At 62.4% G+C, this 21499-nt stretch carries 16 protein-coding genes and 1 pseudogene; 6 read left to right on the top strand and 11 right to left on the bottom strand.

What is annotated here, in order from left to right; genetic code table 11:
* The first annotated feature begins 8 nt into the window (after positions 1-8).
* From sucC (AFIDRAFT_RS09435) to AFIDRAFT_RS09425, 3 genes are all read left to right on the top strand, one after another.
* A complete protein-coding gene (gene sucC / locus AFIDRAFT_RS09435; RefSeq protein ID WP_009339100.1) occupies positions 9-1205 on the top strand; it encodes an ADP-forming succinate--CoA ligase subunit beta in 1197 nt (398 codons plus the stop codon).
* 4 nt (positions 1206-1209) lie between these two features.
* Complete coding sequence (gene sucD, locus AFIDRAFT_RS09430) at positions 1210-2118, top strand: succinate--CoA ligase subunit alpha (protein WP_009339098.1); 909 nt, start codon at positions 1210-1212, stop codon at positions 2116-2118.
* A 134-nt stretch (positions 2119-2252) separates the two neighbouring features.
* Positions 2253-2990: a GntR family transcriptional regulator gene (locus tag AFIDRAFT_RS09425; protein WP_009339096.1), complete on the top strand. Its 738-nt coding sequence runs from the start codon at positions 2253-2255 to the stop codon at positions 2988-2990.
* Between the two features lie 91 nt (positions 2991-3081).
* Here the strand turns inward: AFIDRAFT_RS09425 and AFIDRAFT_RS09420 are convergent, their stop codons facing one another.
* The 6 genes from AFIDRAFT_RS09420 to gcl all read right to left on the bottom strand — a co-directional run bounded on the left by AFIDRAFT_RS09420 (position 3082) and on the right by gcl (position 10110).
* A complete protein-coding gene (locus AFIDRAFT_RS09420; protein ID WP_009339094.1) occupies positions 3082-3855 on the bottom strand; it encodes a fumarylacetoacetate hydrolase family protein in 774 nt (257 codons plus the stop codon).
* Between the two features lie 40 nt (positions 3856-3895).
* On the bottom strand, positions 3896-5305 hold the full coding sequence (gene pyk / locus AFIDRAFT_RS09415; protein ID WP_009339092.1) for a pyruvate kinase: 1410 nt from the start codon (positions 5303-5305) through the stop codon (positions 3896-3898).
* Between the two features lie 170 nt (positions 5306-5475).
* Positions 5476-6495, bottom strand: a complete 1020-nt coding sequence (locus AFIDRAFT_RS09410) for a 2-dehydropantoate 2-reductase (RefSeq protein WP_009339090.1) — start codon at positions 6493-6495, stop codon at positions 5476-5478.
* A gap of 65 nt (positions 6496-6560) precedes the next feature.
* Positions 6561-7451 carry a 2-hydroxy-3-oxopropionate reductase gene (gene glxR / locus AFIDRAFT_RS09405; protein ID WP_009339088.1) on the bottom strand — a complete coding sequence of 297 codons (891 nt, stop codon included), beginning with the start codon at positions 7449-7451 and terminating at the stop codon, positions 6561-6563.
* Between the two features lie 41 nt (positions 7452-7492).
* The gene (gene hyi / locus AFIDRAFT_RS09400; protein ID WP_009339086.1) at positions 7493-8263 is read right to left on the bottom strand and encodes a hydroxypyruvate isomerase; all 771 of its coding nucleotides are present in this window, start codon (positions 8261-8263) and stop codon (positions 7493-7495) included.
* Positions 8264-8316: 53 nt separating this feature from the next.
* On the bottom strand, positions 8317-10110 hold the full coding sequence (gene gcl, locus AFIDRAFT_RS09395; RefSeq protein WP_009339083.1) for a glyoxylate carboligase: 1794 nt from the start codon (positions 10108-10110) through the stop codon (positions 8317-8319).
* A 214-nt stretch (positions 10111-10324) separates the two neighbouring features.
* Between gcl and bhcR the strand changes: the two genes are divergently transcribed.
* Complete coding sequence (gene bhcR / locus AFIDRAFT_RS09390) at positions 10325-11149, top strand: HTH-type transcriptional regulator BhcR (protein WP_009339081.1); 825 nt, start codon at positions 10325-10327, stop codon at positions 11147-11149.
* A gap of 52 nt (positions 11150-11201) precedes the next feature.
* Entirely contained in the window at positions 11202-11555 is a 354-nt protein-coding gene (locus AFIDRAFT_RS09385; protein WP_009339079.1) for a GFA family protein, read from the top strand.
* Between the two features lie 9 nt (positions 11556-11564).
* On the opposite strand, the gene sucD (AFIDRAFT_RS09380) is transcribed toward AFIDRAFT_RS09385, so the two are convergent.
* Both sucD (AFIDRAFT_RS09380) and sucC (AFIDRAFT_RS09375) read right to left on the bottom strand, forming a co-directional pair.
* Positions 11565-12446 (bottom strand): succinate--CoA ligase subunit alpha, encoded by an 882-nt coding sequence (gene sucD / locus AFIDRAFT_RS09380; protein ID WP_009339078.1) that lies wholly within the window; start codon positions 12444-12446, stop codon positions 11565-11567.
* 1 nt (position 12447) lies between these two features.
* A complete protein-coding gene (gene sucC, locus AFIDRAFT_RS09375) occupies positions 12448-13620 on the bottom strand; it encodes an ADP-forming succinate--CoA ligase subunit beta (RefSeq protein ID WP_009339075.1) in 1173 nt (390 codons plus the stop codon).
* Positions 13621-14130: 510 nt separating this feature from the next.
* Here sucC (AFIDRAFT_RS09375) and AFIDRAFT_RS09365 point away from each other — a divergent pair.
* Positions 14131-16392: pseudogene (locus tag AFIDRAFT_RS09365) on the top strand (PAS domain-containing sensor histidine kinase); the annotation flags it as partial.
* Between the two features lie 28 nt (positions 16393-16420).
* Here AFIDRAFT_RS09365 and AFIDRAFT_RS09360 read toward each other — a convergent pair.
* Genes AFIDRAFT_RS09360 through AFIDRAFT_RS09350 form a run of 3 tightly spaced genes read right to left on the bottom strand, consistent with a single transcriptional unit; the run spans position 16421 to position 21496 of the window.
* The gene (locus tag AFIDRAFT_RS09360; protein ID WP_009339071.1) at positions 16421-19387 is read right to left on the bottom strand and encodes a bifunctional [glutamine synthetase] adenylyltransferase/[glutamine synthetase]-adenylyl-L-tyrosine phosphorylase; all 2967 of its coding nucleotides are present in this window, start codon (positions 19385-19387) and stop codon (positions 16421-16423) included.
* Positions 19384-20793, bottom strand: coding sequence for a sensor histidine kinase (locus AFIDRAFT_RS09355; RefSeq protein WP_009339069.1), 1410 nt, complete (start codon positions 20791-20793; stop codon positions 19384-19386). The genes AFIDRAFT_RS09360 and AFIDRAFT_RS09355 overlap by 4 nt, the downstream gene beginning before the upstream one ends.
* Positions 20777-21496 (bottom strand): response regulator transcription factor, encoded by a 720-nt coding sequence (locus tag AFIDRAFT_RS09350; RefSeq protein ID WP_009339067.1) that lies wholly within the window; start codon positions 21494-21496, stop codon positions 20777-20779. The genes AFIDRAFT_RS09355 and AFIDRAFT_RS09350 overlap by 17 nt, the downstream gene beginning before the upstream one ends.
* Between the last annotated feature and the right edge of the window lie 3 nt (positions 21497-21499).

Here is a 21499-nt window from a genome sequence, read left to right as displayed (position 1 = left end):
TCTGACGAATGAATATCCACGAGTATCAAGCGAAAGCCGTGCTGAAGGAATTCGGGGTTCCCGTTTCCAAGGGCATTCCGATCCTGAAGGCTTCCGACGCCGAAGCTGCCGCCAAGGAACTTGGCGGCCCGGTGTGGGTGGTCAAGAGCCAGATCCACGCTGGCGGCCGCGGCAAGGGCAAGTTCAAGGAAGCCTCTGCCGGTGACAAAGGCGGCGTCCGGCTCGCAAAGTCGGTCGACGAGGTGAAGACCTTCGTCCAGCAGATGCTGGGCGCCACCCTGGTGACGGTGCAGACCGGCCCCGTGGGCAAGCAGGTCAACCGCCTCTATCTCGAGGAAGGCGCGGACATCGACAAGGAGTTCTACCTGTCGGCCCTCGTTGACCGCGAGACCTCCCGTATCGCCTTCGTGGTTTCCACCGAAGGCGGCATGGACATCGAAAAGGTCGCCCACGACACCCCCGAGAAGATCGTGACCTTCTCGGTCGATCCGGCGACCGGCATCATGCCTCACCACGGCCGCAAGGTCGCGCAGGCGCTGAAGCTGAAGGGCGACCAGGCCAAGCAGGCCGAGAGCCTCGTCAGCAAGCTCTACGCGGCGTTCGTCGCCAAGGACATGTCGATGCTGGAGATCAATCCGTTGATCCTCTCCAAGCAGGGCGAACTGCGCTGCCTCGACGCCAAGGTGTCGTTCGACTCCAACGCCATCTACCGTCATCCTGACGTGCTGGCGCTGCGTGACGAGACCGAGGAAGACGCCAAGGAAATCGAAGCGTCCAAGTACGACCTCGCCTACATCGCGCTCGATGGCACCATCGGCTGCATGGTGAACGGCGCGGGTCTTGCGATGGCGACCCTCGACATCATCAAGCTGTACGGCGAAAGCCCGGCCAACTTCCTGGACGTCGGTGGCGGCGCTTCCGAGGAGAAGGTGACCGCTGCGTTCAAGATCATCACTGCCGATCCGAACGTGAAGGGCATCCTCGTCAACATCTTCGGCGGCATCATGAAGTGCGACGTCATCGCTGCCGGCGTTGTTGCCGCGGTGAAGGCTGTCGGTCTGAAGGTGCCGCTGGTTGTCCGCCTCGAAGGTACCAACGTCGAGGAAGGCAAGAAGATCATCCGTGAAAGCGGCCTCAACGTTCTGCCAGCCGACGATCTGGACGACGCCGCGCAGAAGATCGTCAAGGCTGTGAAGGGAAAGTAAGCCAATGTCAGTTATGATCGACAAAAACACGAAGGTCATTTGCCAGGGCTTCACCGGCAAGAACGGAACCTTCCACTCCGAAGCGGCAATCGCTTACGGCACCAAGATGGTCGGCGGCACCTCGCCGGGCAAAGGCGGCTCGACCCATCTCGGCCTGCCGGTGTTCGACAGCGTCGCCGAGGCCCGCGCCAAGACCGGCGCGGACGCCTCCGTCGTCTACGTTCCGCCGCCAGGTGCTGCGGACGCGATCTGCGAGGCCATCGACGCGGAGATCCCGCTGATCGTCTGCATCACCGAGGGCATTCCGGTGCTCGACATGGTGCGGGTGAAGCGCGCCCTCTCCGGCTCGAAGTCGCGCCTCCTGGGCCCCAACTGCCCCGGCGTCGTGACCGCAGGCGAGTGCAAGATCGGCATCATGCCGACCAACATCTTCAAGCCGGGCAATGTCGGCATCGTGTCCCGTTCGGGCACGCTGACCTACGAAGCCGTGTTCCAGACCACCCAGGTCGGCTTTGGCCAGACCACGGCGGTCGGCATCGGCGGCGACCCGGTCAAGGGCACCGAGTTTATCGACGTGCTGGAGATGTTCCTCGCCGACGACAAGACGGAATCGATCATCATGATCGGTGAAATCGGTGGTTCCGCCGAGGAAGACGCGGCCCAGTTCCTCAAGGACGAGGCCAAGCGCGGCCGTAAGAAGCCGATGGTTGGCTTCATTGCCGGCCGTACGGCCCCTCCCGGGCGCCGTATGGGCCATGCCGGCGCCATCGTGGCGGGCGGCAAGGGCGACGCGGAATCGAAGATCGCGGCCATGGAAGCCGCCGGGATCGCGGTCTCGGCCTCCCCGGCCCGGCTCGGAAGCACGCTGGTGGAACTCCTGAAAGGGAATAAGCCAGCAAAGCGAACCGCTTAAAAAAGACTGACCAAGGCCCCTTCTGGGGCCTTGGTTTTATGGGTCAAGACCCTCTAGAATAGGAATCGGACCCTAAAACTCACTGAAGCGCCAGTTACTGGCATACGGCAGGACATATGCCAGATAATACCGGGATGGAACGTGTGAAACCAATTGCCCAGCGGGCACCCCTGTCAAAGCCGGCTCCCGAGCTGGTGGTGGGTAGGTTCGCACCTGAGCAGACTTTCAAAACTCGCGCCTACGAGGCTCTGAAGCAGGCTATCCTCGATATGGATATCTATGCGTCCTCCGAGCCCGCATGGATCGACGAACGGCAACTCTCCGAGCAGCTCGGCGTCAGCCGTACTCCGGTACGGGAAGCCATCGTGATGCTCGAGCACGAGGGTCTCGTCAAATCGGTGCCGCGCAAGGGCGTGATGGTCCTGAAAAAGACCAAGCGCGAAGTCATCGACATGATCCAGGCCTGGGCCGCGCTGGAAAGCATGGCCGCCCGCCTCGCCACCCTGCACGCAAGCGATGAAGCCATTGCCGGCCTGCGTCGCCTGTTCCGTGGGTTTGACGACGGCCACAAGCCTTCCGATCACCTCAGCGAATATTCTTCGGCCAACATCCTGTTTCACCAAACCATCGTGAAACTGTCGGGCTCGCAGGTGCTGGTCGACATGACCGAGCAGATCCTGCTGCATGTGCGCGGCCTGCGCCAGATCACCATCGGCCGCGACGATCGCGCCTCGCGTTCGATCGTGGATCATTTGGGCATCATCGATGCGATCGAAAAGCGCGACACCGAGCGCGCCGTGATCCTGTCGCGCGACCATACGCTCGGCCTCGCCGACTACGTGGCCGCCCACAGCGACGGCATCTTCGAATAAGCCGACCACTTTCTGAATCAAAAAAAGGCCGCCTGCGATCGCAGGCGGCCTTTTTAATGTGACTGTATCGTGCTTGGACGAAAACCGGCCGTCAGTTCGCAAACACGTTGTGGAGCGTACCAATGCCTTCGATCGTCACGTCCATGGTGTTGGTCGGCTCCTTCATCGTACCGACACCAATCGAGGTGCCGCAGCAGATCAGGTCGCCGGGGTTCAGCGTCATGTCGTGCGACAGGAGGCTGACGAGCTTGTGCGGCGGGAAGATCATGTCGGAGAGCTTGTAGTTCTGCCGCTCCGCGCCGTTGAGGACAAGGCGAACCGATTCCTTGGTGGGATCGATGCCGGTCGCGATCACCGGGCCGAACGGGCCGAACCCGTCGAAGCTCTTGGCGCGCACCCACTGGGCGAAGCTTTCATCCTTCGAGATGATTTCCGCGGCCGTGATATCATTGACGCAGGTGTAGCCGAAGATCGCCTTCGCGGCTTCGTCTTCCGAGGCATTGGTGCAGGTCTTGCCGATGACGATACCGAGCTCGCCCTCGTAGACGACCTTGCCGGAATAGGACTTCGGCCGCTTGATGGTGGTGTTCGGCGATGAGATGCTGGAATTCGCCTTCATCAGATAAAGCGGCTCCGGCGGAATCGACTGCTTCAGCTTGGCGGCGAGTTCGCGGAAGTTATTCCACAGCGCGATCACCTTGGTCGGCTCGGACGGCGGCAACACTTCGACGCTCGCGAGCTTGAGCGTCTGTCCGGTGGCCTTGGGCGAGGCGAACATGTCGCCGCTGTGCTCGGCGATGGTGTCCCCGCTCAGCGTGCCGAAGCCCACCTTGCCGTTCGCGCGATATCGAATCCACTGTGTCATCGTTTCCTCTACTCTTACGCTTTATGGCGATCGCGACCGGTCAGACGGTCACGACGCGCAGATTGTTAGTCGAGCCAGACTTGCCGAACGGCACGCCCGCGACCACGACGATGCAGTCGCCGTCCTTCGCAAGCCCGCTGTCCTTGGCATGGTGGACCGCATGGCTCACCATTTCGTCATACGATGAAATATCGTCCGAACGCATGCTCGTCGAGCCCCACAGCCAGGAAAGCTGGCGGGCGGTGGATTCGTTCGGCGTCACGCTTAGGATCGGCGTCGGAGAGCGCTGGCGCGCGATCCGATAGGCGGTGGCGCCGCTCGAGGTGAAGGCCACGATGCAGGCCGCACCGATGGAATCGGCGACTTCCGCGGCCGCCGCCGCGATCGCGTGCTGCGGCAGCGGCTCAACCTGCGGATGCAAAGCCTCGACGATATTGCGATAGGCCTTGTGCTGCTCGGTGCGGCGGATGATGCGATCCATCGTCTGGACCGCCTGAACCGGAAACTGCCCCGAAGCGGATTCGGCCGACAGCATCACCGCATCGGAGCCATCATAGATCGCAGTCGCGACGTCGGAGGATTCCGCGCGCGTCGGCGTCGGCGTATAGATCATCGACTCCAGCATCTGGGTCGCGATGATGACCGGCTTGCCCGCCAGGCGGCACAACCGCACCAGATCCTTCTGCGCGCCCGGCACGTCTTCCGGCGGGATTTCCACGCCGAGATCGCCGCGTGCCACCATGATGGAATCCGACAGCGCCACGATATCCTCGATCACCGACATCGCCGCCGGCTTTTCGATCTTCGACATCACACCGGCACGTCCGCCGACCAGCGTGTGCGCCTCGATCAGGTCGGAGGCACGCTGCACGAACGAGAACGCGACCCAGTCCACCCCGAGTTCAAGACCGAAGGCGAGATCGACACGATCCTTTTCGGTGATCGGCGACAACGCCAAAATCGTATCCGGCAGGTTGACGCCCTTGCGATCGCTGACGATGCCGCCGGAAATCACCTTGGCCTCGATATAACCCTCGCCCACCCCGGTCGCCGACAGGCGCACCTTGCCGTCATCGATCAGAAGCTGGTTGCCCGGCACGATGGCGTCGAACACTTCCTTGTGCGGCAGCGGCAATTCATTGCCCTTCGCGGTCGCGCTGCAGACAAAGCGTACCGTGCTGCCATTGGTCAGCTCGCGCTTGCCGCCTTCCAGCGGCCCAAGGCGGATTTTCGGACCCTGCAAATCCTGCAGGATCGCGATCGGCGTACCGACATCGCGCTCGACCGCGCGGATCGCTTCATAGCGCGCGCGATGATCGTCATGGCTGCCGTGGCTGAAATTGAGCCGGAACATATCGACGCCGGCATCATAGAGTTTGCGGATCATCTCAGGCGAGGAACTCGCCGGGCCTAGCGTCGCAACAATCTTCGCGCGCCGATTACGGCTCATCATCAAATCCTTCCGTGAGCAGCCAGGATAATCTTGGGGACGATCATGGTTTCAGATAATCCGATTCAGGCTGCAAATAAATATATCCTGCACGACACGTGCGCGAAAACGGACGATCGCAGGGAGAGGCGCCGTATGCCGGATGGGTGTCCGGCATACGGAATATCAAATCAGGCCGTGACCGCTTCGGGGGTGCGGACTTCTTCCGGGAAAGTCGGATAGACGCCGTTGGAGCGGCCCATCTGTTGCACCAGCGCCAGCACCGTATCGATATACGGCGTCTTCACATTGGCCAGATGCCCCATCTCCTGTACCGACGTGAGGAGCGCATCGATCTCCAGCGGCCGCTTCTTGTCGAGGTCCTGCAGCATCGAGGTGCGGTGCGCGCCGACACCGGCGGCTCCGTTGATGCGGCGCTCCACGTCGACGCGGAAGTGCGCGCCGAAGTGCTGGCCGATTTGCTGGGCCTCAAGCATCATGTTCTTGGCGACAGCGCGCGTGCCGGGATCGGTCGCAACGATGTCGAGCGTCGCATGAGTCAGCGCCGACAGTGGATTGAAGCACAGGTTACCCCACAGCTTGATCCAGATGTCGTCGCGGATGTCGTCATACAGGCGTGGCTTCAGCCCGCCCGCGGTGAGCGCATCGGCGAATTCGGTCAGGCGCGCGCTAGGCTGGCGGTTCGGCTCGCCGAGGCCGAACTGGTCGCCATAGATGTGCTTGATGACGCCCGGCTCGGTGATTTCGGTAGCCGGATAGACGGTCGCACCAATCACGCGCTGCGGACCGATCGCATTCCACTGGCGGTTACCGGGATCGACGCTCTTGAGCCGCAGATCGGCGAACTTCTCGTCTAGACCGTAGAAATACCACCACGGCACGCCGTTCTGCGCGGTGACGACCACCGTATTCGGGCCGAGCAACGGCTTGAGCTGATCGACAGACTCCCAGGCCTGATGCGCCTTCAGCGCGATGATGATGTAATCCTGAGGGCCCAATTCCTTGGGATCGTTGGTCGCCGGCATGGCTGCCGACAACTCCTTGTCCTTGAACACGACCTTCAGGCCATTGGCCTTGATGGCGGCAAGGTGGGGTCCGCGCGCGACAAGCGAAACATCGACGCCGCCACGTTTCATCATCACGGCCATGTAGCCGCCGATCGCGCCAGCACCGAAAATACAAACTTTCATGGACCCCTCCTAAATTATTGTTCTGCGAACATCCGGGGCCGGAGCCCCGGATGTCCGATATCGAATTACTTCTTGCCGGCGACCGCGTGGTTGGCCATCAGCTCGAGCGCCTTCACCATGCCGGAGTGATCCCACGCCTTGCCGCCATTGGCCGCACAGGTGTTGAACAGCTCTTGCGCCATCGCGGTGTTCGGCAACGCCACGCCGAGTGCCTTGGCGCCCTGCAGCGCGAGGTTGAGATCCTTCTGGTGCAGCTCGATGCGGAAGCCCGGATCGAACGTGCGCTTGATCATGCGCTCGCCGTGCACTTCGAGAATGCGCGAGGAAGCAAAACCACCCATCAGCGCCTGACGCACCTTGGCCGGATCGGCGCCCGCCTTCGATGCGAAGATCAACGCTTCCGCAACCGCCTCGATGTTCAGCGCGACGATGATCTGGTTTGCGACCTTGGTGGTCTGGCCGTCGCCGTTGCCGCCGACGTGAGTGATGTTCTTGCCCATCAGCTCGAAGTACGGCTTCACGGTCGCGAAGTCCTCGTCATGACCGCCGACCATGATGGTGAGCGAGGCAGCCTTGGCGCCAACTTCGCCACCGGAGACCGGCGCATCGAGATAACGCGCACCAAGCTTCTCGACCTTGGCGGCGAACTTCTTGGTTTCGATCGGCGAGATCGAGCTCATGTCGACGACGATCTTGCCCTTGGCAAGATGCTCGGCGACGCCGTTCTCTCCGAACAGCACGGATTCAACGTGCGGCGTATCCGGCACCATGATGATGATGATGTCGGCGTTCTTCGCCACCTCGGCGGCGCTCTTGGCAACCTTGCCCTTCTTGGCGAGATCGGCCGGCACACCTTCGATGGTGTAGAGGTGAACCTCGTGACCGGCGGCGATCAGATGACCGGCCATCGGTGCACCCATCGTGCCCAATCCGATGAAGCCCAGTTTCTTAGACATCGAAAAACTCCCTAATCTCTATGAGGATGGCGGCAGGCTTTTTACTTCGGCAACCAGCCAAGCCCTGCGACCGTGTTGGTCTTAGGCTTGTACTCGGCTCCGATCCAGCCCTTGTAGCCGATCTTGTCGATGAACTCGTACAGGAAGGGATAGTTGATCTCGCCCGTGCCCGGCTCGTTGCGGTTCGGATTGTCCGCAAGCTGGATGTGCGCGATCTTGGCCAGGTTGGCCTCGATCGTGCGGGCCAGATCGCCCTCCATGATCTGCATGTGATAAATATCGTACTGGTCGTACAGGTTGTCCGAACCGACCTCGGCGATGATGTCGATCGCCTGCTTGGTATGGGTCAGGAAGAAGCCCGGAATGTCGCGGGTGTTGATCGGCTCGATCAACAGCTTGATACCTTCGTTCTTCAGCGCGGAGGCCGCGAACTTCAGGTTCGACACCAGCGTATCGTGATGCTTCTTGGCGTCAGCGCCCTGCGGCATCACGCCGACCAGGCAGTTGAGCTGGCCGCACTTCAGCGCCTTGGCGTAAGCGATCGCCTTGGTCACACCGGCCTTGAACTCGTCAACGCGGTCCGGGAAGATCGCGATGCCACGCTCGCCCTTGCCCCAATCGCCCGCGGGCAGATTGTGAAGAACTTGCGTCAGACCGTGCGTCGAGAGCTGCTTGGCCAACTCCTCGACCGGGAAATCGTAGGGAAACAGGTATTCAACGCCCTTGAAGCCAGCCTTCGCCGCAGCGGCGAAGCGCTCCATGAACGGGACTTCGTTGAACAACATCGTGAGATTGGCTGCAAAGCGCGGCAAAGCGCCCTCCTTCATTTCCAGTTTGTGACAGGTTGCGGGATCGCCGCTGCAGCCTAGACGGGCTGCAGCTTGCGAGGATTACCCTTACCTGCCGGCACTTCGTCAAGCGGAAGGTCGAGGACCTCCTCGAACTCGACGACGTTGTCGATCTCGGTGCCCATGGAGATGTTGGTCACGCGCTCGAGAATGAACTCGACCACCACCGGCACGCTGAACTCCTTCATCCACTTGCGGGCCTGCGCAAACGCAGCCTGCGCATCCTTCGGATCGGTCACGCGGATTGCCTTGCAGCCGAGGCCTTCCGCGACCTTGATGTGGTCGACGCCGTATTCGCCGATCTCGGGCGTGTTGACGTTGTCGAACGAGAGCTGCACCTGATAATCCATGTCGAAGCCGCGCTGCGACTGGCGGATCAGGCCCAGATAGGAGTTGTTCACGAGGACGTGGATGTAGGGCAGCTTGAACTGCGCGCCCACCGCCAGCTCCTCGATCAGGAACTGGAAGTCGTAGTCGCCCGACAGCGCCACGATCTCACGATCCGGATCGGCCGCACGCACGCCGAGAGCGGCGGGCAGCGTCCAGCCGAGCGGACCGGCCTGACCGGCGTTGATCCAGTGGTTCGGCTTGTAGACGCCGAGGAACTGGCCGCCCGCGATCTGCGATAGGCCGATGACGCTGACGTAGCAGGTGTCGCGGCCGAACGCCTTGCTCATCTCCTCATAGACGCGCTGCGGCTTGATCGGCACGTTGTCGTAATGGCTCTTGCGCAGCATGGTGCGCTTGCGATCCTGACAGGCGGCGGGCCAAGCCTGGCGCTCCTTGAGCTTGCCGGCCTTCTTCCATTCCTTCGCGACCGCGACAAACAATTCTAGCGCCGCCTTGGCGTCGGAAACGATGCCGAAATCGGGATTGAACACGCGCCCGATCTGGGTCGGCTCGATGTCGACGTGAACGAACTTGCGGCCCTTGGTGTAGGTCTCGACCGAGCCGGTGTGGCGGTTGGCCCAGCGATTGCCGATGCCGAGCACGAAATCGGACTCCAGCATGGTCTTGTTGCCATAGCGGTGGCTGGTCTGCAGGCCGACCATGCCAGCCATCAGCACGTGGTCGTCGGGAATCGAGCCCCACCCCATCAGGGTCGGGATCACAGGCACGTTCAGCGTTTCGGCGAACTGCACCAGAAGGTCAGAGGCGTTGGCGCTGATGATGCCGCCACCGGCGACGATTAGCGGCTTCTCGGCGGCGTTGAGCATCTCAAGCGCCTTCTCGATCTGCTTGCGGGTCGCCGACGGCTTGTAGACCGGCAGCGGCTCGTAGGTCTCGATGTCGAATTCGATCTCGGCCACCTGCACGTCGAACGGCAAGTCGATCAGCACCGGACCCGGACGGCCCGAACGCATGATGTGGAAGGCCTGCTGGAACACGCGCGGCACCAAAGCCGGTTCGCGCACCGTCACCGCCCATTTGGTGACGGGCTTGGCGATCGACTCGATGTCGACGGCCTGGAAGTCTTCCTTGTAGAGGCGCGCGCGCGGCGCCTGTCCGGTGACGCAAAGGATCGGAATCGAATCCGCGCTGGCCGAATAAAGGCCGGTAATCATGTCGGTGCCGGCGGGACCGGAGGTACCGAGGCAGACGCCGATGTTGCCGGGCTTGGTGCGGGTATAGCCCTCGGCCATGTGAGAGGCGCCTTCGACGTGACGAGCGAGCACGTGCTTGATCCCGCCGCTCTTTTTCATCGCCGAGTACAGCGGGTTGATAGCCGCTCCCGGAACGCCAAACGCCTGAACGATGCCTTCCTTCTCCAGAACGGCAACAGCGGCGTCTACTGCTCTCATACGGGCCATAACGGCATCTCCCTGAATATTTCTTCTATCTGGTATACAGAATGCCAAAAGGCTTCCGTCGTCAACTCATTTCAGAATATTTTTCCAGTTTTGTCTATGTATATTTTTTCTTATAATATCAATTAGTTGAATTTATAAATCGACTAATCGGATTTCATTATAAAAAATGTTTCCGTAATATAGGAAGCAAGAGATAGCTTGGAGTTGAGATCGGATGAGCACGGTAGACCACCGCAAGCGAGGGCGGCCGCGTAACTTCAATCCCGCAAAAGCTGGATCGATCCAGGCGCTGGACCGTGGACTTGCATTGCTGCGGCTGATCTCGGAGGCCGACGGGCTGACGCTGACCGATCTCGCACAACGGTCGGGCCTTGCTCCCTCCACCGTGCACCGCCTCCTGTTCACGCTCGAGGCGCATCGCTTCGCGATGCACGACGAGGAGCGCGGGCTATGGCTGATCGGCGTCGATGCCTTCAAGACCGGCATGACTTTCCTGCGCAACCGCCGCCTCGCCGGGATGGGCCGCGAGGTGATGCGCCAGTTGATGGAGCAGACCGGCGAGACCATCAATCTCGGCATCGAGGATAATGGCGAGGTGGTTTTCATCTCGCAGATCGAAAGCCACAACACGCTGCGCGCTTTCTTCCGCGCCGGCTCGCGCAGCCTGATGCACGCCTCCGGCGTCGGCAAGGCGCTCCTCGCAGGCTTTCCCGAAGCGCGCGTGAAGCAGATCCTTTATTCAAAGGGCCTGCAACGGTTTACGGAGAAAACCCGCGTCGATCCGGCGGAGTTGTTTACGGAACTGGCGGAGAGCCGCGAACGCGGTTGGGCGATCGACGACGAGGAGCGCACGCCCGGCATGCGGTGCATCGCAGCTCCCATCTATAACGAGTTGGGAGAAACCATCGCGGCGGTGTCGATCTCAGGCCCGACGGTGCGGCTGACATCGCAACGGCTCGGCGAATTCGGCCCGCTGGTGATGCGCGCAGCCGAGCAGATCACGTCCTCGATCGGCGGAGCGGCACCGCACCGCGCTTGAGCGGGTAGCATTCGCGCGCTAACCAGCCTCCGGTTCACGCGGGAGGACAATCATGCCCAAGACCTACAGCGGCGGCTGCCAGTGCGGCAACGTGCGATATGAAGTGGAGCTCGATCTTGCCGGCGTGATGGCCTGCAATTGCTCGCGCTGCGGACGGCTTGGATCACTGCTGGCCTTTGCACCCGCCGAGTCCTTCACTCTCCTGAAGGGCGAGGATGCGACCACGGAATACACCTTCAACAAGCACGCCATCCATCATTTGTTCTGCACGACATGCGGCATCCAGTCGTTCGCGCGCGGAACGGCACCGGATGGCCGGAAGATGGCGGCGATCAACGTGCGTTGTCTCGATGGCGTCGATATCGACGCCCTGCCCGTCCAGCAGGTCGACGGCCGCAGCTACTGAGCGCTGCGCTCAGTTCACCTGTCGCAGCGCCTGACGGATCGTCGCGCCGACGAGATGCGAACTCGGCGCAACCTGCACGCCTGCCCGCTCCAGCGCCGCGATCTTGCTGTTGGCATCGCCGCGCCCATACATCGTCAGTGTGCCGGAATGCCCCATACGACGCTCGGGCGGCGCGTACTGCCCGGCGATCAGCGCGACCACCGGCTTCGCCACCTTGCGGCCTTGCAGATATTCGGCGACTTCCTGCTCCTCGGTACCACCGATCTCGCCGATCAGCACGATGCCCTTGGTTTCGGGATCTTCCAGAAACAGCTCGACGCACTGAAGCATGCTCATGCCGTGGATCGGATCGCCGCCGACGCCCACCGTCGTGGATTGCCCGAGGCCTTCGCTTGAAATCTGCGCCACCACTTCGCTTGTCAGGGAGGCCGAGCGCGAGACGATGCCGACATTGCCGGGCCGCTCGCTGCCGGTCGCCATCACGCCGATCATGCAGATCTCCGGCGCGAGAATGCCCTGCGAATTGGGCCCGATCAGCCGGGTCTTCGAGCCGTTGAGCGCCTGACGCACGCGCACCATGTCGAGCGCGGGGACGCGCTCGGTGACCGCCACGATCAGCGGTATCTCAGCCTCGATGGCCTCGATCATCGCGGCTGCTGCATTGGCCGGCGGCACGAAGATCATGCTGGCATTGGCCTCTGTCTCGGCCTTGGCCTTGGCGACGGTGTCGTATACCGGCAGGTTGAGATGCGAACGGCCGCCCTTGCCCGGCGTCACGCCCGCGACCACCGTGGTACCATACTCCATCATGCGCGCGGTATGATGCGTACCCGCCCAGCCGGTCATGCCCTGGCACAGAACCTTGGTATCCTTGTCGACGAGGATGGCCACCTCATCCTCCCTTCTGTGCAATGGCGACCACCTTGGTCGCAGCGGTCCACATGTCCGGGCAATCGATGACCGGACAACCGAAATTGACGAAGCGCGAGCGCGCGAATTCCGCGTTGTTGCCTGCAAGCCGCGCCACCACCGGCAACGAGCGGCCGGTGCGGCGCATGGCGATGCCAAGCCCTTCCGCGATGGTGTCACAGGGCTGCATGCCGCCGCCATGGACATTGAGGAAAATCGCGCGCGTCGCAGGATTGTCGAGCAGCAGGCCGAAGCCATAGGCCACATCAAGGCTCGTCGCGGTGGTGCGGATGTCCATGAAGTTCGCGGGCTTGCCCTTCGCCGCATAAACCAGATCGACACTCGCAAGGCCCAGGCCTGCGCCGTTGGCGACGATGCCGATATTGCCGTCCATGCTGACGAAATTGAGCTGGTGGCGCTGCGCCTCGACCTCGCGCTGGTCGATGTCGTCCTCGTCGCGCAAGGCGGTGAGGTCGGGATGCCGGAACAGGGCGTTGTCTTCCAGCACCATCTTGACGTCGAGCGCCTGGAAGCTGCCATCGCGCAGCATCGCCAGCGGATTGATCTCGATCAGGCTGGCGTCGAGCTCGACAAAGGCGCGGCGCAGACCATCGACGATGGCCTCGAATGCCGGAACGGATGCGCCGTCGATACGTATCTTGCTTGCGAAGGCAGCCACTTCATCCGCGAGGCGCTTGGAGCCGTCGCCAAGGCCGAGGCGTTCGAGCCGCAACTCTCCGCGCGCAGCCCGCTCCTCGATGTCGCCGCCGCCATGGGCGCTACCGAACAATGTGAGATGACCGGAGGAGCCGTCGATCAGCAGCGCGACATGCAGTTCGCGCACCGGCTCGACAGCCTTCTCGATATAGATACGCCGGACCACGCGCCCGGCCGGGCCAGTCTGGGCGGTTACAAGCTTTTTGCCGAGGAGCGAGGCCGCGACTGACTTCGCCTCTTTCTCCGAATGGACGATTTTGACGCCGCCAGCCTGAGCGCGGCCACCGGCGTGGACCTGCGCCTTCACGGCGACGGCACCACCGCCGAGCTCATTATAAATCGCGACGGCCTGATCCGGGGTGATGGCGACCTTGCCGCCCGGAGAAGGCAGGCCATAGCCCGCCAGGATTTGTTTTGCCTGAAACTCGTGCAGATTCACGCGTGCATCTCCAGCCGGTGGCTTCGGCCGATGCTGCGTAGGTTCGCCCCTCGATTCAAGAATAAAGGGCCTTCAGGCCAACTTCGCACCGAACGACTTTTCGACCACCGGAATATCAAACTCGCAGCATGTCCGCAACGCGCGAGGCTGCAAGGGCTGGCCTGCGGTAAGGGCGGGCCGGACGCATGCAAAACAGGCAAACCGCAGCACCGCCACAGCCGAAATCGCGCGATGGCCCCTCACTCGCCTCGCCGCAAAATTGTCGCCGGCGATCGCGCGCGACAGCCCAATGAATCGCATTATCGGCAGCGCATGACACCGATCGTTCTCGGTTCGGACTCAAAAATCGGCGTTCGCGACACCAAAAGAAGCGTTGGATAAAATTATTTTCGATTAAGGATTCGTTGACTCTCGACAGCGTGGGAAAACTGGATTCAAATCAACTTGCGATTCGAGAGCAAGTTGCGCGTCAGCTTTCGGAGGGGGAAACGGCAAATCCGGGGGCTGTTAATGGCGCGCGTTCACGCGACGAGTTCGTGTGTCCAATCCGATTCGATCAAAGGATTGGCACAGTCGATAGCTCAACCAGCTTATAATCGCCTCCTCATCGCCGAACCGCTTCTTCGCCGCGCCGTTCCTATCCTCATCATTGCCTTCCTCGTAACGATCCTGATCGGCGCCTTTGTGCAGGTGCTCGACCAAAACCGCCAGAAGCATGCCGCAACGACGCGCGAGATTGCTTCCCTCGCCGATTTGATGAAGGAACGCATCGACCATCTGGCGGCACGGCGGCCCGATCGCGCGCTGTCGGCGACCAAACTCCAATCCACCCTGCCCGCCCTGGTGCCGCCATGGGCCAGCGCCTCCGGCCGGCACATCCTTATTACCGGTCTCGACCGGCAAGAGGGCGTGCAGCTTGCGCTCGATGGCAGCAACGACGCAGCCTTCGATGCTGTCACGCCCGCACAAGTTCAGGCACTCAACGATACTGGCGAGGCCGTGATCGAATTGCCATTGCCCGACGGACGCATGGCGCTGGCCGCCCAGCGCACGCTGGACACAGCATCCGGCAGCGTCATCGTCATGCAGGCGCAGAACGCAGCCTCGTGGCGTTCCGACACGGCGCTGCAGATCACGCTGTCGGCCACCACCGGTTTTGTGGTGCTGATCCTGGGCTTCGCCTTCCACTGGCAGTCGACCCGCGCGCGCGAAAGCGACCTCATCAACGACGCCGTTCGCGGCCGCATCGACACCGCGCTCAATCGGGGCCGCTGCGGATTGTGGGACTGGGACCTTTCACGAGGGCGCATCTTCTGGTCGCAATCGATGTTCACCATGCTGGGGCTGGAGAGCCGCAACGACCTCCTCGCGTTCGGCGAGGTCAACGCGCTGGTGCACTCCGAAGACATCGACCTGATGGCGATTGCCGACCAATTGCTGTCGGGGCAAATCAGCCATATCGACCAGACCTTCCGGATGCGTCACGCCGACGGCCACTGGATCTGGCTGTGTGTGCGTTGCGAACTGACCGAAGCCGGCAGCAACGGCGGCTGCCATCTGATCGGCATCGCGCTCGACATCACCGAACAGAAAAGCCTCGCGGCGCGCTCGGTCGAAGCGGATCTGCGCCTGCGGGACGCCATCGAGACGATCCCGGAAGCATTCGTCCTGTGGGATTCGGAAAATCGGCTGGTGCTCTGCAACTCGCACTTCCAGCGTCTGCACAAGCTGCCGGATTCGGCTGTCACCGCAGGCACGCCTTATGAGACGGTGATCGAAGTCGGACACATGCCGGAAATTCGCGCCCGTGTTGCCGACACCGAAATTTCCGCACCGGGCTCGCGGACCTTCGAAGCGCAGCTTAATGACGGAAGCTGGCTGAACATCAGCGAACGCCGCACCAAGGACGGCGGCTTTGTGTCGGTCGGGACCGACATTACCCAGATCAAGCGTCACGAACAGCGACTGGTGGACAACGATCTGCGGCTGACGGCCTATGTCGTCGATCTCAAGCGTTCGCAAGCGGCGCTCGAACAACAGGCCAGGGAGTTGGCCGACCTCGCGCAGAAATATGCCGAGGAGAAACGCCGCGCCGAGGAAGCCAACCAGACCAAGTCGAAATTCCTCGCCAATATGAGTCACGAGCTGCGCACGCCGCTCAACGCCATCATCGGCTTCTCCGAAGTCATGGGTCGCGGCATGTTCGGCCCGCTCGGCTCCGGGCGCTATCAGGAATACTGCCAGGACATCCTGACGAGCGGCAATTACCTGCTGGACGTCATCAACGATGTCCTCGATATGTCGAAGATCGAAGCCGGGCGTATGAAGCTCGACCCCGAGAAGCTCGACCTCGCCGAAACCGTTTCCGAATCCACGCGCGTCGCCTCAAGCTGGGCGGATGGCAAGCGGCTGACGCTCGACAGCCGGATTGACGGCGCCATTCCGATCGTAGCCGACCGCCGGGCTATGAAGCAGATTCTCGTCAATCTTCTGTCAAACGCGGTGAAGTTCACTCCCGATGGCGGCCGCATCGTGGTGCGCAGCCGCATCATCGGAGACAGGGTGATGGTGACGATTGCCGACACCGGCATCGGTATCCCGAAGGAGGCCCTCGCCCGCCTCGGCTGCCCCTTCGAACAGGTCGAAAGCCAGTTGACCAAGAGCTATCACGGCTCCGGTCTGGGCCTCGCCATCGCCAAGTCCCTGGTTCAGTTGCATAGCGGTTCGATGAAATTACGCTCGCAGCTTCATATCGGCACCGTGGTCAGGATCAACCTGCCGTGCGCCGTAACCGAAACGATCAAGGCCGCGCCTGCATCAGCTTCAGGAAAATCTCGCGCACCTCGGCTTGCGTCTCCCGAAGGCGAGCCTCGACCGCGGAAAAATCGGGCGCGTCGGCAGCCCGAGTCATCACGCGCAAAAGATCTTCCCCAGCCGTATCTGGTTTGAATTTCTCTGACACGCACAACCGCAGCACCTGCGTCAGATTCTGATAGAGCCGCGCGGCAGGCCGCAGGATTTCCGCGTCCGACGAGGCCAGCACGCCGAGCTTCACCGCGTTGTCGTAGACCTGCATGGTGTTGACGTTGAGAATGCCGGGCTTTTCAGCGGCATGAATAAGCTGCAGGTACTGCGCCAGGAATTCGATATCGACGATGCCGCCCGCGGCATATTTCAGGTCCCAGATATCGTTCTCGCCCTTTTCGTCGGCCACCGCCTTGCGCATTTCCAGCACGTCGTTGGCGATGATGTGGATGTCGCGCGGGCGCATCAGCACGCGCGCGATCAATTCCTCGATCTGTTTCTGGAAATCCGGCGGCCCGGAGATCACCCGGGCGCGGGTCAGCGCCATGTGCTCCCAGGTCCATGCCTCGTTGTCCTGATAATCGGCGAAGGCATCGAGCCGCGTCGCGACCGGCCCAGCACGCCCCGAAGGGCGCAGCCGCATATCGATGTCATAGAGCACGCCGTAATTGGTGCGCGTCGTGAACGCGCTGATGAGGCGCTGGGTGTAGCGGGCGAAATACTGCGCGCCGTGGAGCGAGCGTGACCCATCTGAATCCGGATGATCGTGGTCGAAATCGTAGATCAGGATCAAATCGAGGTCCGATGACGCGGTCATCTCCCGGCCACCGAGCTTGCCCATCGCGAGGATCGCTGTCTGCTGGCCCTTGATAAGACCGTGCTGTTCGGCGAACTGGCGCGCGGTGAGATCGTGCACGGTATGCACGATTCCTTCCGCGACATCGCCGAACGCCGTGCTCGCCTGCTGCGCCGACACCGTGCCGGACAGGATACGCGTGCCGGTCAGGAACAGGCTCTCCTGCCCGAACATCCTGAGGCGATCGAGAAACTCCTCGTAGGAATCCGCATCCGCCAGTGTCGCGGTGAGGCGCGCCGACAGTTCGTCGCGATCCGGCATCGCACCGAAGAAGCGCGGATCGATCAATCCGTCCATGATCTGCGGATGACGCGCCAGCATGTCGCCGAGGCGAGGTGCCGCGCCAAGGATCAGCGCCACAAGCGCGACCACGTCCTTGTTCTGCGCGAGCAGCGAGATCAGCCGGCCGCCACGGGTCAGCGCCTGCAGGAAGCGGTCGAATTCGTTGACGGCGGCATCCGGATACTCGGCACGCGAGAGGCCGCGCAACAGGTTCGGCACGAATTCGCGGAACGCCTCGCGCGTGCTCTCCACCTTCAGCGCGCGATACTCGCCCGCCATCCAGTGCTGCACGGTTTCCGCCACTGTGCGCGGCGTCTTGAAGCCGAGGCGGCGCAACTGATCAAGCAACCGCGCGTCGTCCGGCCCCGCGCCGTAATCGACATCGGGCGCCTTCTCCGGTTCGGTCGGGTCTCCTTCGAACAGACGCTCATAGTGGCCCTGCACGCAATTGAGGTGGCGCAGCAGGTCGGCGGCGAAAGACGCACGGTCGGCATAGCCGAAGAACCGCGCAAAGCGCTCGATGCCCTCCCTGTCGGCGGGCAATGTGTGGGTCTGCTCGTCGGCGACCATCTGGATGCGATGCTCGACGCGGCGCAGGAATTCGTAGGCGCTCGCCAGTTCCTCGCGCACGCCCTGCGCGATCCAGTTGTTGGCGGCGAGAATGTCGAGTGCCATTAACGTCGGCCTCACCCGCAATTCGGGATGGCGCCCCCCCGCGATCAATTGCTGGGTCTGCGCGAAGAACTCGATCTCGCGAATGCCGCCGCGACCGACCTTGACGTTATGGCCCTCGACCGAAATCTCGCTCTGGCCACGGAAGCTCTGCATCTGCCGCTTCATGTCGTGGACATCGGTCAGTGCGGCGAAGTCGAGATGCTTGCGCCAGACGAACGGAGAAATTTCCGAGAGCAGCGCATCGCCGGACGCAAGATCGCCCGCGCATGGCCGCGCCTTGATCATCGCCGCGCGTTCCCAGGTGCGACCCTCGCGCTCGTAGTAGTGAAGTGCGGCCTCCACCGACACCGCGGCGGGAGTCGAGGCGGGATCGGGACGCAGCCGCAGATCGACGCGGAAGACGTAACCGTCGCCGGTGCGCTGTTGCAGCAGGCGCGCGATGCCCTGCGCCAGACGCGCGAAGAACGGCGAAGCCTCGACACTTTCCGACAACTGGCCCTTGTCGGGGTCGTAGAACACGATCAGGTCGATGTCGCTGGAGAAGTTCAGTTCGCCCGCGCCCATCTTGCCCATCGCGAGAACGATCAGGCCGCTGCCCTCCTCCGGGTGCTGGGGATCTTTGGTGAGTAGGCGGCCGCGCTCCACTTCCTGCGACAGCAGGAAACGCACCGCGCACTGCACGGACGTGACGGCAACATCGGTCAGTGCTGATGTTACCTGCCCGACCGGCCAGACGCCGCCGATATCGCACAGCGCGATCAACAGCGCCGCCTCGGCCTTCAGCCGCCGCAGGACCTGCATCACCGACGCTTCGTCGGCGGCAGCTGCCGCTTCGTTCCGGGCCTGCGCGATCAGCGCCGTCATATGGTCTTCCGGCCGACAGGTGAACACCCGCAGGCCGCGCGCGGGATCAAGCCGGATCAGGTCGAACAGATAGGGGGAGAATTCAGCGATACCGTGAAGAATCGCATTGGCATGGGAATGCCCGTCGATGACAGCCCGCCATACCCCGGCATCCTCTCCCGGCAGGTCCGCGAGCCAGCCCGCGACGCGTTGCTGCGCCTGATCGGGCGCAAAGGGTGTTGGATTTGTTACAAAACGGGCGGCCAGCGGTCGGGAATCCGCGGCGCCTGCACTCGCTGACGTCATACCCCCGCTTGTTCCACGTCTCGCCCCGGCATGGCAAGGGTCGCGCGCACGCCAGGCTTCGCATCATCCAGCCGCAGCCCACCTCCATGCAGCACGGCGACCGCCGAAGCTAGACTTAAGCCCAATCCCGAACCCGGCAGGGTCCGGCTGGCTTCGAGACGAACGAATCGCTCCATCGCCCGCTGGCGGTCCGCCTCGGGAATACCGGCGCCGTGATCGGTGACACTGAGCTTGACGCCTTCGGCGTCGCGGCGCGCCTCGATCAGCACCGACGGCTTCACATCTGGCGAAAGTTCGGTCGGCTTACCGTATTTGATGGCGTTCTCGACGAGATTGGCGAGCGCCTGGCTGACGAGTTCGCGGTTGCCATGAATGAACGCGGGCTCGGTTTGAACCTGAAGCGCGAGGCCGCTGTCTTCTGCCAGCGGCTCGTACAATTCCTGGATATCGCGGGCGACAGTGGCGGTATCGAAATCGACCATGTTGTCACGCGCCTGCCCCGATTCCGCCCGCGCGATCATCAACAACGCATTGAAGGTGCGGATCAGCCCGTCGGATTCCTCGATGGTGCGCTCCAGCGCGGCGCGGTATTCCGCCTCGTTGCCGGCGTCGGCCAGCGCCTCCTCGGCGCGGTTGCGCAGCCGCGTCAGCGGCGTTTTGAGATCGTGGGCGATGTTGTCGGAGACTTCCTTGAGCCCCGCCATCAGCGCCTCGATCCGCTCCAGCATCGCATTGAGATTTTCCGCAAGACGATCGAGTTCGTCGCCGCTGCGCCCGACTGGTAGCCGCTCGCTCAGGTCGCCGCCCATGATTCGCTGCGTCGTCCCCGTCATCGCATCGATGCGGTGGAGCACCCTGCGCGCAACGAAGATGCCGCCGCAAAGCCCGAGCAGCAGCACGATCGCCACCGACCATTGCGCCGCCTTGGCAACGATACCGAACAGCCGCTGCCGCTCCTCCAGATCGCGCCCAATCAAAAGGCGAAATCCACCGGACAGTTGTGTGACACGCACCAGAGCAAAATGATTTTTGGAATCGTTTTCGTCGAGGCGGTGATAGACGGTGTTCGCCCAGCCAGTACGGCTCATCACGCCGGGCTGGAGCGAGCCGATATTGCCCGCGACCGCCTGCCCTTGCGGCGTCGTCAGCAGATAGAGATTGGCCCCGGGCCGCATCGCCCGGTTCTCGATCGCAAACACCAACCCGCGAATACCCTCGCGGGAATATTGCTGATCGAGTTCGCTCAGTTCGCCGTTGACGGTCTCGGTGATCTGCTCGGTAATCATCCGCCGCGTGTTCCAGGCGAAGTAGCCGAGCAGCGAAGCCGCGAACAGCGCGAACAGAAAAAGATACACCAGCGTCAGGCGAAACGCCGTGGTGCGGATCAGTTTACCGAAGGCCGTCACGTATCATGTATCCGGCGCCGCGAATGGTGTGCAGCAGCGGACGCTCCTGCCCCTTGTCGATCTTCGAGCGCAGCCGCGAGATATGCACGTCGATGACGTTGGTCTGCGGATCGAAGTGATAGTCCCATACGTTCTCCAGCAGCATGGTGCGCGTCACCACCTGCCCCGCATGCTTCATCAAATATTCGAGCAGGCGGAATTCGCGCGGCTGGAGCGTGATCTCGGTCGTGCCGCGCCTGACCTGATGCGATAACCGGTCGAGTTCGAGGTCGCCGACGCGATAGCTCGTTTCCTCCGAAGGTCCACCACGGCGGCGGGACAGCACCTCGACCCGCGCCAGCAGTTCAGCGAATGAATAGGGCTTCGGCAGATAATCGTCGCCACCGGCGCGCAGGCCCTTGATGCGGTCATCGACCTGGCCGAGCGCGGACAGGATCAGCGCGGGCGTGGTGTCGCCCTTCTCGCGCAGCGTGCCGATCACCGACAGGCCGTCCCGCTTGGGCAACATGCGGTCGACCACCAGCACGTCGTAATCGCCGGACTGGGCCAGAGCCAACCCTTCCTCGCCATCGCCAGCCAATTCCGCGACATGTCCGACCTCGCGAAAGGCTTTCGCAAGGTATTCCGCAGATTCGCGATCGTCTTCAATAATAAGCAGGCGCATCTGCGATGGAGTCGGTTCGGGATTATTGGCTATCACCATGGC

The sequence above is a fragment of the Afipia sp. 1NLS2 genome (assembly GCF_000178995.1).
Classification (GTDB): domain Bacteria; phylum Pseudomonadota; class Alphaproteobacteria; order Rhizobiales; family Xanthobacteraceae; genus Afipia.
The sequence above is the reverse complement of the archived record's forward strand: the minus strand, read 5'-3'. Positions and strand labels throughout refer to the sequence as shown.

Coding starts and splice junctions, on each gene's coding strand:
- sucC (WP_009339100.1), top strand. CDS start 9: ATGAATATCCACGAGTATCAAGCGAAAGCCGTGCTGAAGGAATTCGGG.
- sucD (WP_009339098.1), top strand. CDS start 1,210: ATGTCAGTTATGATCGACAAAAACACGAAGGTCATTTGCCAGGGCTTC.
- AFIDRAFT_RS09425 (WP_009339096.1), top strand. CDS start 2,253: ATGGAACGTGTGAAACCAATTGCCCAGCGGGCACCCCTGTCAAAGCCG.
- AFIDRAFT_RS09420 (WP_009339094.1), bottom strand. CDS start 3,855: ATGACACAGTGGATTCGATATCGCGCGAACGGCAAGGTGGGCTTCGGC.
- pyk (WP_009339092.1), bottom strand. CDS start 5,305: ATGAGCCGTAATCGGCGCGCGAAGATTGTTGCGACGCTAGGCCCGGCG.
- AFIDRAFT_RS09410 (WP_009339090.1), bottom strand. CDS start 6,495: ATGAAAGTTTGTATTTTCGGTGCTGGCGCGATCGGCGGCTACATGGCC.
- glxR (WP_009339088.1), bottom strand. CDS start 7,451: ATGTCTAAGAAACTGGGCTTCATCGGATTGGGCACGATGGGTGCACCG.
- gcl (WP_009339083.1), bottom strand. CDS start 10,110: ATGGCCCGTATGAGAGCAGTAGACGCCGCTGTTGCCGTTCTGGAGAAG.
- bhcR (WP_009339081.1), top strand. CDS start 10,325: ATGAGCACGGTAGACCACCGCAAGCGAGGGCGGCCGCGTAACTTCAAT.
- AFIDRAFT_RS09385 (WP_009339079.1), top strand. CDS start 11,202: ATGCCCAAGACCTACAGCGGCGGCTGCCAGTGCGGCAACGTGCGATAT.
- AFIDRAFT_RS09360 (WP_009339071.1), bottom strand. CDS start 19,387: ATGACGTCAGCGAGTGCAGGCGCCGCGGATTCCCGACCGCTGGCCGCC.
- AFIDRAFT_RS09350 (WP_009339067.1), bottom strand. CDS start 21,496: ATGGTGATAGCCAATAATCCCGAACCGACTCCATCGCAGATGCGCCTG.